Here is a 12,837-nt window from a genome sequence, read left to right on the forward strand (position 1 = left end):
AACACAATCGGCGCCGTATATGCCGAGCAATGGGAGCCGGGCCGACATTTCAACTCCGATCACGAGGAGGCTGTCGGCTTCCTGTGCGCCCAAGCCGCTGCACCGCTGTGGAACTTCCATCTCGAGGCACGACTTCGCGCCGCCGACGAGCACCGACAGTCCCTCATGGACGTGCAATCGAGATTCGTGCCCAACGAACTGCTGCGCATCCTCGACATCGACGACCTTCGCCGGGTCCGCAGCGGCTACCGGGTCGAACGCGAGATGACGGTGCTCATCAGCGACATCCGGGGCTTCACGACAATGATCGAGGACATGAACGTCGGTGAGGCCGGCAACCTGGCGATGGGCTTTCTTCGCGCTGTCGAGCTCCCGATCATCAGCTACAACGGCATGATTCAAGACGTACGCGGGGACGAGATCGTCGCCGTCTTCGATTCGGAGCCCGACGCCGTCCGGGCGGGATTGGGCATGCTGCGCTCCCTGCGCGAGCACAACCGGGAGCGGAGGGAACGCGGCTCCGAGGAGCTACGGGCGGGAATCGGCATCAACACCGGCGCAGTGGGAGTTGGGCTCGTCGGTGGGGTAAACCGCATGGTGCTCACCATCATCGGTGACGCTGTGAACCTCGCCGCGCGCATCGAGAGCACCACCAAGCGCTACGGCTCGGCGTTGCTCATCTCCGACCGCACTTACAAGCGCCTCGGGGATCCCGGCCAATTCGACGTCCGTCGCATGGAGCGCGTCATGGTGGTCAACCGGCGCAGGCCGGTGACGATTTATGAAGTCTACGAAGAAGATTTGGCTCCGCTGCGGGCGGCGAAGCGCGCGGCACAACCCGCCTTCGACGAGGCCTTCGCGCTGTTCGACGCAGGCGAAATCGACCAGGCGCGCGTCGCCTTCGAACGATGCCGCGTGCTGTTGCCCGAGGATCCGGTCGCCCCGCTGCACCTCGCGCACTGCGACGCGGTGGCTCGCGGCGAGATGACCCCTGGTCAAGACGTGGTGCTACTCCAAAAATGACACTCGCGACGATGTTCTCTGCGATGATCTAGAAATACAGCCGACGAGGGGGGTCTCAGTCATGTACTTGAGTGCAGAACGGTTGGCTCTCGCCAACCAAACAGTGTGGGAAACTTTCCAGCGGACCAGCGTTGCCTGTCAAGCCATCCCGCACTGGGAAACGGGTGACCCCGCCCAGAGCAGCGTCCGGAGCGACAGCGTGCCCCCGTCGGCCCCGTTGCCGATCGAACACGTATCCATCCCCTTCCAGGTGACGCTGGCCGAGGCGATAGCGCCCACCCCCGACGCACTACTCGGCAAGGTGATGCAGGCGACCACGTGGCTCGCTCTGATCGTTGACATCGGTGTCATGTGGCGCATTCGTGACAAGGTCGTGACCACCCAGGACTACTACCCTTGGCCGCTGACCTCCGACGAAATTCTGGCGACGCTGATCAGGGCACGGGCCGCGGTCGAAGTGGCCGGGTATCGCGCGCCCTCCTGCATATTCGTGGACACGGAATCGCTGATAGATCTCAGCAAGTTGGTGAGCGGATACGCAGGCACCGATGTGCTGCTCGGGCCTGCGATGATCAATGCACTGCATCGCGTCGAGTCGCTGAAGCGAAACCAGCTGCCCCCGCTGCCCCCTCCGCCCCCGCCGGCCAACCTGACCAGGTTGATCCTCCTCGGCCGTCGAGAGCGGATCGCGCAGGGGGCTGCCTGGGACGCGTCACCCGGTGAAGAGCCGGTGGACTTGGCCGTCAGCGTGATGCCCAGCCTCGAGGTCATCGGCGACACCCCGACCAACACCATCGAGCTCAACGTTCGCGTCAGCGGCGCCGTACGGGTCAAGGATCCATCCGGCCTCGTCGCCCTAGTTAGTACGTAGCCCCACCGGCGACTGCGTGTGCGATGACGTCCACATTGCCTGAGGCGCACTCCACACCGATCGCCTCCAACCCGCTCGAAGGCTATCTCGCCCTGTGCAAGGACGCCTGCGACGGCGAACTCGAGCGGCTCTACGGTCCAGGCGACGGTGGGCCGAACCCCCTTCGCGAGCTGATTCTCGACTACCCCCTGCGCGGCGGGAAGGCACTGCGGCCTGCGCTCAGCATCGCGATGTGCCTCGGGCTCGGCGGCCATCTCGAGGCGATCCTGCCGACCGCGGCCACCCTCGAGCTCTACCACAACGCATTTCTCATCCACGACGACATCGAGGACGAATCATGGTCGCGGCGTGGCAAACCCACGCTGCACATCGACCACGGCATCCCGATCGCCGTCAACGTCGGCGACGCCATGCTCTCGCTCTCACTACAACCGCTGCTCGACAACGTCGAGCGCGTCGGGCTCGGCCCTGCCCTGCGCATCCTTCGCGCCATCGCCAAGATGACCCGGCTGACCGTCGACGGCCAAGCCCTCGAACTCGACTGGGTGCGGTCCAACACCTGGCGCCTCGACGACGCGGACTACCTCAAGATGGTGGAGCTCAAGACCAGCTGGTACTCGTTCATCACACCGCTGCAGGCAGGCGCGATCGCGGCGGGGGCCCCACTCGAGCGGATGACCGAATTGGAGTCTCTCGGGCGGCATCTCGGCGCGGCCTTCCAGATCACTGACGACCTGCTGAACCTACGGGCGGACCCGGAGGAATACGGCAAGGAGATCGGCGGCGACCTGTGGGAGGGCAAGCGGACCCTCATGTTGCTGCACGCCTTGCGATGCGCCGAACCGAACGACTGCGACCGCGCCGTGCAGATCTTGTCAAGGCGCCGCCCGGGCAGCGACGGTGAATTGGGGCTCAGCGACCTACTGGATCGGCTCGCCGTCCGAGGCGAGCTGTCTCGGGCGGGGCAGGCCGAGATCGTGGCTCGGCTACGGGGGCATCAGCCGTCGGAGTCGAAGAGCCTCAACGACATTCGTTGGCTTTACGAGCTGATGGTCAGCGGCGGATCGCTCAAGCACGCTCGAGACGTCGCTGCCGGGCATGCCCGGGAAGCTGCTACCGTGCTCGCCAGCCTCGACTGGTTGCCGCCCAGCCAACACCGCGACGCGCTGGTCGACCTCGTCGACTACGTGAACGGACGGACGCGATGAACGCCGAAGACATGATTGGCATGCTGGCCGAGCTCGAGCGGATCCGTGAGCTCACCCTCGACCTCATCGAGCAGCAGACCCCGCAGTTGCGCCCGGTCCCACCGGACGAGTCCTGCGGGACGGAGCGAACGGTGTTCGAACTTCTGCTCGGCGCGCGCCGCGCGGTCCTTGGCAATCCTGCGGCGGCCCGAAGAGTGCACGACCTACTCGTCACCGAGGGTTGCCGCTTCGCGCGGACACCCGACGGGGCGCAGCTGCGCGACGCGTTGGTCGCCTCGGAAGCGGTGGAGAACCTCCGACGCGTATGGGAGACGGTGAGTCTCAGCGTTCTCGACGGACCTGCCGCACCCAATGCAGCCCCCGACGCCTGGGCGGATCTGTTGGCCGACATCGCGATGGGACATGGTCTCGACGATTCCATCCTGGCCAGCTTGCGGCCCGAGGGGTACGCATGACACTCACCGATCCGCGCGAGGCGCTCGCCGACCAGAGCAGTTTCATCGACTACCTGGTTGGCCTCGCCGGGCTGGCTCGAGTGGTTCGCACACTGGCCGCCGACGGCGAGCCGCATTCCGAACCGCCTCGCGACGCAGATGACTTCGTACACGTGTTGCTTGGCCTTGCCAGCTTGGGAGACACGATCGAGCGTATCGCCGAACCCGCTCTGCTACAACGCAATTCGATTCGGGAGCCGACCGCGTCAGCTTCCGCGACTGCGCGGTGGCTCCGATGACGGCGCTGCTCGCACGCAACGACTTCCTCCGCGCCCCCTTGCTGGCCACTGCCCGGCCCGCGGGTTACAAGGAGTGGCACCACTTCGTGGTCCATGGACGAGGCGTTCGCATCTTGATCAACTTCAGCCTCGCCAATGAGGGGTTCGACGCCGACGCCGTTCGGCTTGTGCCACGGGTCATCGTGATCGCCCACGACGAGAACTGGACCGGCGCCATCGAGCGGTTCGACGAACGCGCCGTGGACGTCTCGGCCGATCTGGGTGAACTGACGATCGGCGGCAACCGGATGTCGATAACTCCCGACGGCTACTGCGTGGCAATCGACCTGCCCGACAAGGACATTCGGGGCCAGCTGCAATTCACCTCGGCGAGCCAGCCCTTCGTGGTCCGAAACCAACCGCTGGGGGACGGCCGGATCAACTGGCTCTTCGTGCCGAGGCTGCGCGCCGAGGGATGGTTGCGCATCAACGGCCAAGAACACCGCATGGAGGATGACCTCGCCTACCACGACCACAACTGGGGTCGGTTCTGGTGGGGCGGCGACTTCGGCTGGACATGGGGCACGATCCTGCCCACGGGATCAGCTGACCCGTGGTCGATGGTGTTCATGCAGACGACCGACCGGAGTCGGCTGCGCTGTCTGTCCCAGGCGCTCTACCTGTGGCACAACGATGAGCCCGCCGCGATATTCCGGCACGCGGCGGTGCAGACGCGCTCCAACGGCGTGCTCAAACGCGCTGCGGACTGCACCTTGCCGCCCCCCATGCGGTTGCTCCTGGACGGTGCGGTGCCAGGTGTCCCTGAGCGGTTCGACATCACCGCGACACGGGGGGGCGACAGCCTGCACGCCGAGTTCCGCTCGCATTCCTATGCGCGCCTGGCTCAGCCGAGCGAGGTATGCCTCGACCGATCGGCCGTGCTCTGCGAAACCAGTGGTACCGCGCGGGTCAGCGGCTCGATCAACGGCGAGGACGTCGACTTCGTCGGCACTGGCGTATTCGAGTTCTTCCATGGCTGAACGGGTTTCGTCGCTCTTGCGGCAGTCGGTCCAGCACCTGGCGGACGAGGTGCCCGACAGTTATCGCTTGCTGCTCACACAGCTCGGCCCGATGGTCGTCGAACTCGACGTCGACGGCGAGGTGTTCTCTCTGCGCGGCGGTGACCGACTTCAGGTGTCCGACGGAGCGGCGCCGATGGCCGGTGCCCGCATCAACACCTCGCGAGACGCCATCCTCGATCTACTCGATGCCAGGGTCGGACTGGGTGAGGCGGTCGACGCAGGCGCGGTTGGCGTCCGAGGCGCGCTCGACGACGTCCAGCGCGCTCACGACACGATGCTCGCCTACGTTCACGCTGCGGTCCGGGCGCCATCGCAGCCAGCTCTGCTCTCCGCACTCCGCGCGGGGTCGCCATGAATGGGTTCACCAGAACGCCTGCATCCTGCGAACCACGCCGCACGGTCGCGGTCCTCGGCGCTGGCATCGCCGGCCTCACCGCCGCTCACGAGCTCGCGGAGCGCGGCTTCGTCGTCACGGTGTACGAAGGTCGCCCCGACGAGCGCAATGAGCTTGGGCCGGAAGCGGCGGGCTCGTACCCGCCCGTCAAGCTCGGCGGCCTCGCCGCTTCTCAGTACTCGACGGTCGGTACGAAGGACGGAAGCCCCGCGGAGTTGCGCCCGTTCCCCGGCCGAAGGGGCACGCCACAACACCCCGGCCGAGCTGTCGCAGGTGAACATGGCTTCCGCTTCTTCCCCGCGTACTACCTGCACATTTGGGATCTGCTTCAGCGCATCCCCGTGTACCAACGCCACGAACAGGCCGGCAGCACGGCCGCCTGGTCGCCGACCTCACGCACCGTCTTCGACAACGTCAAGCGGGTGATCACCCAAGGCATGACAGTGGACGGCAAGCCGTCGCTCGTATTCCCGCGAGAATTCCCGCGCAGCCTTGCTGAATTGGTCGGAATCCTTAGTCAGCTCACGACAGTGGGCTTTACCCAGGCCGACGTCTCAACCTTCGAGGTGAGGCTGCTCCGCTATCTCTCCACCAGTCCCCTGCGTCGCGCGAGGGAGCTCGAGTACGTGTCCGCCTACGACTACTTCGTCGGACACGACCGCACGACAGGGACCAACCAGTTCGCCTTCTCACAACGCTGCGACGAACTGTTGCGCAGAATGCCAAGGGTCCTGGCCGCTTTCGACTCGCAGTGGGGAGACGCCCGCACCAACATCTCCACCTATCTTCAGCTCTACCTGAACATGGATCGCCTCGACAACAAGGCCGACGGGGTGCTGAACGGCCCCACCACCGAATCATGGTTCGACCACTGGTATCGCCACCTCGACGCGCTCGGTGTTCGCTTCGTCCGAGGGGCCGTGAGCTCGCTGGACCCACTCCCTTTCGACACCAGTCAGCCGCCCCACCTCAGAGCCCGGGTGCAGGTCACGCTGGCCGACGGTACGTACACGACTCCGGACTACGCGGTCGTCGCGGTCGACGCGCCAGGAGCCGAATACATCACCACGGCTCTGCGCGCGACGGGCACCGGCGGCACCGTTGCGAGGCTGGACGGGTTCTCCACCTCCACACCGCCGGCCGACGGCCCATTACAGCCTGGGCAGACACGTCCGCAGACGCGGCGGGATCCCTATGACATGCATCAGATGGGACGGGTGCCGTGGGACCGGTTCCAAACGCTTGCCGGTATCCAGTACTACTTCGACACGGAATTCCAGCTGCTCCGAGGGCACATGTTGTACGCGGGCACCGAGTGGGCATTGTCGTCGATCAACCAGACTGGATTGTGGGAGAGGCCGCCGATGCTGAACCGCGACGGCCATATCTCGGTGCTCTCGGTCGACATCGGGGATTTCAACACCCCCTCCAGTCACCTCGTCGACGAGTTCGGCCAGGGCAAGATGGCCCGCGACTGCACTGCCGACGAAATCGCCGTCGAGGTGTGGCGCCAGATCGTCCATGCACTCACGAGCCGCGACGACACTCCCGCGGAGTCGATCCTGCCGTGGCCCGTGTGGTATGCACTCGACCGCGGCCTGAAGATGGAAACCGGCCCGGGTCAGGGCGAAGGCCGCGTTGCCCGCAACGACTTCCCGTACCTCATTCCCATCGTCGGGGACTGGACCAATCGACCCGGCAGTGAACCCTGGAATCCGCACGGTACGTCATGGACGACCGTGACGTCCGAAGCCCAATGGCTTGAGGATCTTGAGCGCCGAAATGTCTGGCAAGCCCGTCACGGGGGCTATCAGTTGCACAACAATTCCGTCGTCTTCGCGGGCACGTGGAGCAAGACGTTTACTCGGATGACGACGATGGAAGCTGCCTGCGAGTCGGGACGTCACGCCGTCAACGCCATTCTCGACCACTACGTCTGGGTCGAATCGGGCGGGCTCGATCGTCGAGAACACGACTCACTCGGCTGGGAGTTCCCCTATGGCTTCCTCGATCAGGGGTTGTCGAGTCCGATCCGGCTGCCGACACCGGCCGGCGACTACTGCTATGTGTTCGACATCGAGAACCGCGAGCCTGCCGACACTCGTGCCCTACGCACTCTGGACACCAGGTACTGCCTGGAGGGGCTGCCACATCCGTTGGACACACTGACCAACCCGTTCGGATTCCCCCCGTCTCCTGTCCCACCACCAACCGGAGGTAACTAAATGTCCATGCCTTCAACTGATTACAGCCAGCAGATACTCGCCTATCTCGAGGTCTGGCGAGAGATTCTGGAACAGTCGACGACCGCGGCGGCAGGGCTCGCCCCGATGCTGCCGACGGGCATTCCGTTCGTGCCGCCGATGCCGCCGGGCATGCCGGGTATGCCGCCGGGTATGCCGCCGATGCCACCCGCCGGTCCCGTCGTGCCACCAGCACCGGCCGACTACGCCCAACAACTGTTCCGCTATCTCCAGGCCTGGAGGCAGTACCTCGAACAAATGACGGGCGCAATGCCAGGATCGGCACAGTCAGGATCGGCACAGTCAGGATCGGCGCAGCCACCATCCGCCCACCAGGGTGGCAATCAATACCCTCCGACCCCTCCGGGCAACCCACCTCTGATAGACAAGCCGCCGGTCTACGGAGATGAGAGTGCAGAGCCAAGCTCCGTCGTTGCGCCGGTTAGCAATTCGAATCTGTCGCTACCCCCGAACACTGAAGGCGGGACCGCGAGCCTCTATCGCAAGGGCCGAGCTGATGGATCTGGCATCTGGCCGCCGAACAACAACGTACTCGTCCGGCCCGCGACCGAAGGCGGGACCATGGTGCCCAGCAATTACGGCAACAAAATCGATCCCGGCGATGCGATCGAGACGCCGACTGGACCCGTTACCGACAGTCGCGGCGGCGGACCAGCCGCGTCGCACGTGCTCAGGCCACCCATTTACGACTGGGGGAACCAATGGGTCCCCGCGCTCCGCGGAGCCGACGTACGCCGTGCGGCAGTCACCCCAGACACGCGCGCGCAGCGCATCCCAGACACGCCTGCGCAGCGCGCCCCGTCACCGGCACAGGTCCCAGTCGACGTGCCTTCGTCACATCGCGCGGCGATGGACCGCGTCACTCTCGACGCGACACCCAAGGTCGAAATCAAGTCCAACTTCAGGGAACCCGGTCAAGCCGGATCCTCGAGCTAGTCGGCCACCTCCTCGCGCGCCCGCCGTTCCCGGTACGCCGCCACGTGCTGGCGGTTGCCGCAGTTGCCGGTGTCGCAGAACATCCGCGACCGGTTGCGCGAAAGGTCGACCAGCACCGCGTCGCAGTCCGGCGCGGCGCACGCCTTGAGGCGCCGCAACTCGCCGCCGCGGATGAGGTCGGCCAGCGCCATCGCCATCTCGGCGCCCATCCGCTGCCACAGGGGGTCGTGGATCGAGGCCAGGTGCAGATGCCACTCCGGCATCTCGGGGTGCCGGGTCAGCCAGGGCATCGCGCGGGTATCGCTCAGCAGCGCGTTGACCTGACCGACGGCCTGCTCCTCGTCGTCGGCAACCGCCCAGATCTTGCCAAGCCGCTCGCGCAACCGGTGCACTGAACCCAGCTCGGCGGTGTCGTTGTCGCGGCGGCCGGTCCAGCCGAAACCGTCCAGGTACACGTCGAGTGTGTCCAGGTCACCGAGTTGCTCGCCGTCCACCCGATCGGTGTTGATCAGCACACATGCGGCCCTCAGAGTGAGCTCAGTGTCATGAGTAAAAATCATTTGACGCATGACTCCTCTCACCGATACCGTCATGACCAACAGTCAGTTTACTCATTACATGCCAGGAGGTGCCGAGATGAAGACGACGAAGACGCCCGCCGTCGACCACTTCCGGCTCGGGCTGCTGTTTGCAGTCGCATCCGCCTTCTCCTTCGGCATGTCCGGACCCCTGGCCAAGTCGCTGATGGAAACCGGCTGGAGCCCAACCGCTGCCGTCACCGCGCGGCTCGTCGGTGGCGCACTGGTCATGGCCGTCTTCGCCACCGTCATCAAGCCCGATTGGGTCCGCGAAGCACTGCGGCACGCCAAGACCGTCGTGGCCTACGGGCTGATTCCCATCGCAGGCGCTCAGCTCTGCTTCTTCAACGCCGTTTCGCACCTGTCGGTCGGCGTGGCCCTGCTGCTCGAGTACACCGCCCCCGTTCTCGTGGTGGCCTGGCTTTGGGTGACCACCCGTCGTCGCCCCAGCAACCTCACGCTGGCCGGCGTCGCCATCGCCATCGCCGGAATCATCCTGGTCCTGGACGTCTTCTCAGGCGCCCACATCAACCTCGTCGGCATCGCCTGGGCCTCGGCTGCGGCGATCTGCGCGGCCTGCTACTTCGTGATGTCAGACGAAGTCACCGCCGACGGCAGCGGGCTGAACTCGATCACGCTCGCCGCGGGCGGTCTGATCGTCGGCTCCGCGGCAGTGGCACTGCTCGGTGCCAGCGGATTGATGCCGCTGACCTTCGCCACACACGACGCCGTCGTCGCGGGGTGGACGACGTCGTGGGTGGTCCCGGCCATCGCGCTGGCGGTCATCCCGACCGCCATCGCGTACACGCTGGGCATCATGGGCATCGCTCGGCTACGGCCCCGGTTCGCGTCCCTCGTCGGGCTTTCCGAGGTGATGTTCGCCGTGCTGGCAGCTTGGGCTCTGCTTGGCGAGGCGATGTCCCCCACCCAGGCGGTCGGAGGCGCCGTCGTCCTCGCCGGGCTCGTCCTGGCCCGGGCGGGCGACCGCACCGAGAAGGTCGCCCAGGCCAGCTGGCCGGAAATGCCTGCTGGGGACGGGCACTCTGAGCAAACAATTGGTCGTAGCTGAACGTCTTGTGTGAAGATGGCTGCGTGACCTTGCTCAGCATGTCGGCCCGATTGGCCGCGATCACCTCGGCCCTGGTCTGTACCGCAACGACGCTGGCCGTCGCCCCGGCGGCGACAGCCGAGCCGTGTTCCGACATCAAGGTGGTGTTCGCCCGCGGTACCGACGACACACCGGGCCTCGGACGGGTCGGGGATGCCTTCTCCGCGACCCTCAGCGGTCTGGTCGGCGGCCGCAGCCTCACCACGTATGCGGTCAACTATCCGGCCTCGTATGACTTCCTGGCCGCCGCCGACGGCGCCAACGACGCCGCCTTCTACATCGCGGACCTGACTCAGCAGTGCCCGTCGACCAAGATCGTGCTCGGCGGGTACTCGCAGGGTGCGGCGGTGGTGGACATGCTCGCCGGCATCCCGCCGCTCGGCAACAAGATCGGCGAGGTCGGGTCGGCACCCCCGTTGCAATCGAGCCTCGTCCCCACCATCACGGCCGTCGCCGTCTTCGGCAACCCCTCGACGAAGTTCTCGATCCCCGTGACGAACTCGGTATTCGGCGGCCGCGCCATCGACCTCTGCAAGGACGGCGACCCGATCTGCTCCCGCGGCCGCAATCCGTTCGCCCATAGCGATTACGTCTCCGCCGGCCTGACGAATCAGGCCGCGAGCTTCGTGGCTGGACTGGTTTAGCCGAATCCCGCGTTACCATTTGGCGTGGCTTCTGATCTTGTTCGGCGCTCAGCGCTCGCCGTCGTCGCGGCATGTACCGCGGTCCTCGCTCCCGTGATGTCGACCCTCCCCGTCGGCGCACTGCCGACGGCATCGGCCGACGACTGCCCCGACATCGAGGTGGTCTTCGCCCGCGGCACCTCCGAAGCGCCAGGGCTCGGGCTGCCCGGCGGGGCGTTCGTCGATGCACTGCGCTCCAAGGTGGGCGGCCGCTCGGTCGGCAGCTACGCCGTCAACTACCCCGCCACCTACGACTTCCTGGCCGCCGCCAACGGAGCCAACGACGCCAGCGGACACATCCAGTACATGATCGGCGCCTGCCCGGGCACCCGGCTGGTGCTGGGCGGGTACTCGCAGGGCGCAGCGGTGATCGACGTGATCGCCGCGGTGCCCGTGCCCGCGGTCGGATTCAACAACCCGCTGCCGCCCGACGCGCCCGACCACGTCGCCGCCATCGCCGTCTTCGGCAATCCGTCGGCCAAGCTCGGGCTGCCGTTGACTACCAGCCCGGTGTGGGGCGGCCGATCCATCGATCTGTGCAACGGCAACGACCCGATCTGCCAAACCGACGGCGAGAGCGTGGCCGCACACAAGGCCTACGCGGGCGGCCCGACCAATCAGGCAGCCAACTTCGTCGCGGGCCTGCTGTAACGAACCCCTGCAGGCATTGGATATCTCAGGCGTGATCACATCCGTGTTGAGCCGGTTCCGCGGCCGGGTTTCCGTGTCGGCGTTGACGATTCTGGCAGCGGCAGGTGCGATGCTCGCCGGCACCGTTGGGATCCCAGAGGCCGCGGCAGCGCCGTGCCCGGACGTGCAAGTCTTCTTCGCCCGCGGCACCGACGAACCGCCGGGACTCGGACAGGTGGGCGAGGTCTTCGTGCAAGGCCTGCGCGACCGGACCGGCCGCGACATCGCCGCATCCGCCGTGAATTACCCGGCCCATCAGGACATCGGCCCTGGCGTGAATGACCTCACCGCACAACTGAACTCGGTCGGAAGCCGGTGCCCGAACACTCGCATCGTCGTCGGTGGGTACTCGCTCGGCGCCGCCGTGACCAACCGGGTGCTCAACGATCCTCTGGCACCGGGAGTCGACGATCGCATTGCTGCGGTCGTGCTCTTCGGCAACGCCAGTCGACTGTTGGACGTGCCACTGGCGCCTGGTCCCGAATTCGCTGATCGGTTCCTCGACGTCTGCAATCCGGGCGACCCCATCTGCTCGGGCGGACCGTTCGCCCTGTCTCACCTTCAGCTCGCCTACGTCGCGGGTGGTGGCCTGAATTCGGGGGTCGACTTCGCCATCAGCAAGCTGTAGGTCTGTTCGGCCGGCCGGCCGAACAGACCCGGAAGCCACGACCGGGAAACGAACGCGCCACTTAGTTCGGCTAACATCGGCTTGGTGACCCCTCAGCAGATTCGCAGGTTCGTCGTCGCCGCCGTCACGACCGCACTCACCGCGACCGCTCTCCTGGTCGGTCCCGCACTCACGACGCACGGCGTTCCGTCGGCGTCCGCCGCGGCGTGCCCCGACGTCGAGGTGATCTTCGCCCGCGGCCGCATGGAGCCCGCAGGCGCCGGGCAGATCGGCAACACCTTCGTCAGCGCGCTGCGCCAGAAGACGAATAAGAACGTCAACCTCTACGCGGTGCGCTACCCCGCCGACAACCAGATCGACGTCGGCGCCAACGACATGAGCCAGCGTATTCAGAGCACCGCCGCGAACTGCCCCGACACCCGGATAGTGCTCGGCGGGTATTCCTTGGGGGCCGGGGTCACCGACGTGGTGCTGGCCCTGCCCTTCCAGTTCTTCGGCTTCAGCCAGCCGCTGCCCCCGGAGATGGAGCAGCGCATCGCCGCAGTCGCACTGTTCGGCAACGGCATCCAATGGGCCGGACCCATCGGGAACTTCAATCCGGTGTATCGCGACAGGACCATCGAGCAGTGCCACGGCGCCGACCCGATCTGCAACCCGGCC

General features: G+C 66.2%; 13 protein-coding genes and 1 pseudogene. 13 read left to right on the top strand and 1 reads right to left on the bottom strand.

Annotated elements, in window-relative coordinates:
• The 8 genes and pseudogenes from QOC69_RS02115 to QOC69_RS02150 all read left to right on the top strand — a co-directional run.
• On the top strand, window positions 1-1,023 hold a 1,023-nt coding region (locus tag QOC69_RS02115), incomplete at its 5' end, for an adenylate/guanylate cyclase domain-containing protein (protein ID WP_526435880.1).
• 199 nt (window positions 1,024-1,222) lie between these two features.
• Window positions 1,223-1,894 (top strand): hypothetical protein, encoded by a 672-nt coding sequence (locus QOC69_RS02120; RefSeq protein WP_526435882.1) that lies wholly within the window; start codon window positions 1,223-1,225, stop codon window positions 1,892-1,894.
• Window positions 1,895-1,917: 23 nt separating this feature from the next.
• On the top strand, window positions 1,918-3,102 hold the full coding sequence (locus tag QOC69_RS02125) for a polyprenyl synthetase family protein (protein ID WP_526435884.1): 1,185 nt from the start codon (window positions 1,918-1,920) through the stop codon (window positions 3,100-3,102).
• On the top strand, window positions 3,099-3,557 hold the full coding sequence (locus QOC69_RS02130; RefSeq protein WP_526435886.1) for a hypothetical protein: 459 nt from the start codon (window positions 3,099-3,101) through the stop codon (window positions 3,555-3,557). The genes QOC69_RS02125 and QOC69_RS02130 overlap by 4 nt, the downstream gene beginning before the upstream one ends.
• Window positions 3,554-3,835, top strand: a complete 282-nt coding sequence (locus QOC69_RS02135; protein WP_526435888.1) for a hypothetical protein — start codon at window positions 3,554-3,556, stop codon at window positions 3,833-3,835. The genes QOC69_RS02130 and QOC69_RS02135 overlap by 4 nt, the downstream gene beginning before the upstream one ends.
• On the top strand, window positions 3,832-4,854 hold the full coding sequence (locus QOC69_RS02140; RefSeq protein ID WP_526435890.1) for a hypothetical protein: 1,023 nt from the start codon (window positions 3,832-3,834) through the stop codon (window positions 4,852-4,854). Before QOC69_RS02135 ends, QOC69_RS02140 begins: the two co-directional genes overlap by 4 nt.
• On the top strand, window positions 4,847-5,251 hold the full coding sequence (locus tag QOC69_RS02145) for an SCP-2 sterol transfer family protein (protein WP_526435892.1): 405 nt from the start codon (window positions 4,847-4,849) through the stop codon (window positions 5,249-5,251). Before QOC69_RS02140 ends, QOC69_RS02145 begins: the two co-directional genes overlap by 8 nt.
• Window positions 5,248-8,112, top strand: a pseudogene (locus QOC69_RS02150) (NAD(P)-binding protein); the annotation flags it as partial. The gene QOC69_RS02145 and the pseudogene QOC69_RS02150, both read left to right, overlap by 4 nt.
• A gap of 374 nt (window positions 8,113-8,486) precedes the next feature.
• On the opposite strand, the gene QOC69_RS02155 reads toward QOC69_RS02150, so the two are convergent.
• Window positions 8,487-9,050, bottom strand: coding sequence for a CGNR zinc finger domain-containing protein (locus QOC69_RS02155; RefSeq protein ID WP_526435894.1), 564 nt, complete (start codon window positions 9,048-9,050; stop codon window positions 8,487-8,489).
• A gap of 76 nt (window positions 9,051-9,126) precedes the next feature.
• On the opposite strand from QOC69_RS02155, the gene QOC69_RS02160 reads away from it, so the two are divergent.
• The 5 genes from QOC69_RS02160 to QOC69_RS02180 all read left to right on the top strand — a co-directional run.
• Window positions 9,127-10,137, top strand: a complete 1,011-nt coding sequence (locus QOC69_RS02160; RefSeq protein ID WP_526435896.1) for an EamA family transporter — start codon at window positions 9,127-9,129, stop codon at window positions 10,135-10,137.
• A gap of 38 nt (window positions 10,138-10,175) precedes the next feature.
• Window positions 10,176-10,820 carry a cutinase family protein gene (locus QOC69_RS02165; protein WP_526435904.1) on the top strand — a complete coding sequence of 215 codons (645 nt, stop codon included), beginning with the start codon at window positions 10,176-10,178 and terminating at the stop codon, window positions 10,818-10,820.
• Window positions 10,821-10,844: 24 nt separating this feature from the next.
• Window positions 10,845-11,510, top strand: coding sequence for a cutinase family protein (locus tag QOC69_RS02170; RefSeq protein WP_526435898.1), 666 nt, complete (start codon window positions 10,845-10,847; stop codon window positions 11,508-11,510).
• A gap of 31 nt (window positions 11,511-11,541) precedes the next feature.
• Window positions 11,542-12,177: a cutinase family protein gene (locus QOC69_RS02175; RefSeq protein WP_526435900.1), complete on the top strand. Its 636-nt coding sequence runs from the start codon at window positions 11,542-11,544 to the stop codon at window positions 12,175-12,177.
• An 84-nt stretch (window positions 12,178-12,261) separates the two neighbouring features.
• On the top strand, window positions 12,262-12,837 hold a 576-nt coding region (locus QOC69_RS02180), incomplete at its 3' end, for a cutinase family protein (RefSeq protein ID WP_526435902.1).

This window comes from Mycobacterium sp. (genome assembly GCF_032162105.1).
Lineage (GTDB): Bacteria > Actinomycetota > Actinomycetes > Mycobacteriales > Mycobacteriaceae > Mycobacterium.

Bases quoted from the DNA above. Each gene is read 5' to 3' on its own strand.
- QOC69_RS02125 (WP_526435884.1), top strand. From the start codon at position 1,918: ATGACGTCCACATTGCCTGAGGCGCACTCCACACCGATCGCCTCCAAC.
- QOC69_RS02130 (WP_526435886.1), top strand. From the start codon at position 3,099: ATGAACGCCGAAGACATGATTGGCATGCTGGCCGAGCTCGAGCGGATC.
- QOC69_RS02155 (WP_526435894.1), bottom strand. From the start codon at position 9,050: ATGATTTTTACTCATGACACTGAGCTCACTCTGAGGGCCGCATGTGTG.
- QOC69_RS02145 (WP_526435892.1), top strand. From the start codon at position 4,847: ATGGCTGAACGGGTTTCGTCGCTCTTGCGGCAGTCGGTCCAGCACCTG.
- QOC69_RS02140 (WP_526435890.1), top strand. From the start codon at position 3,832: ATGACGGCGCTGCTCGCACGCAACGACTTCCTCCGCGCCCCCTTGCTG.
- QOC69_RS02135 (WP_526435888.1), top strand. From the start codon at position 3,554: ATGACACTCACCGATCCGCGCGAGGCGCTCGCCGACCAGAGCAGTTTC.
- QOC69_RS02160 (WP_526435896.1), top strand. From the start codon at position 9,127: ATGAAGACGACGAAGACGCCCGCCGTCGACCACTTCCGGCTCGGGCTG.
- QOC69_RS02165 (WP_526435904.1), top strand. From the start codon at position 10,176: ATGTCGGCCCGATTGGCCGCGATCACCTCGGCCCTGGTCTGTACCGCA.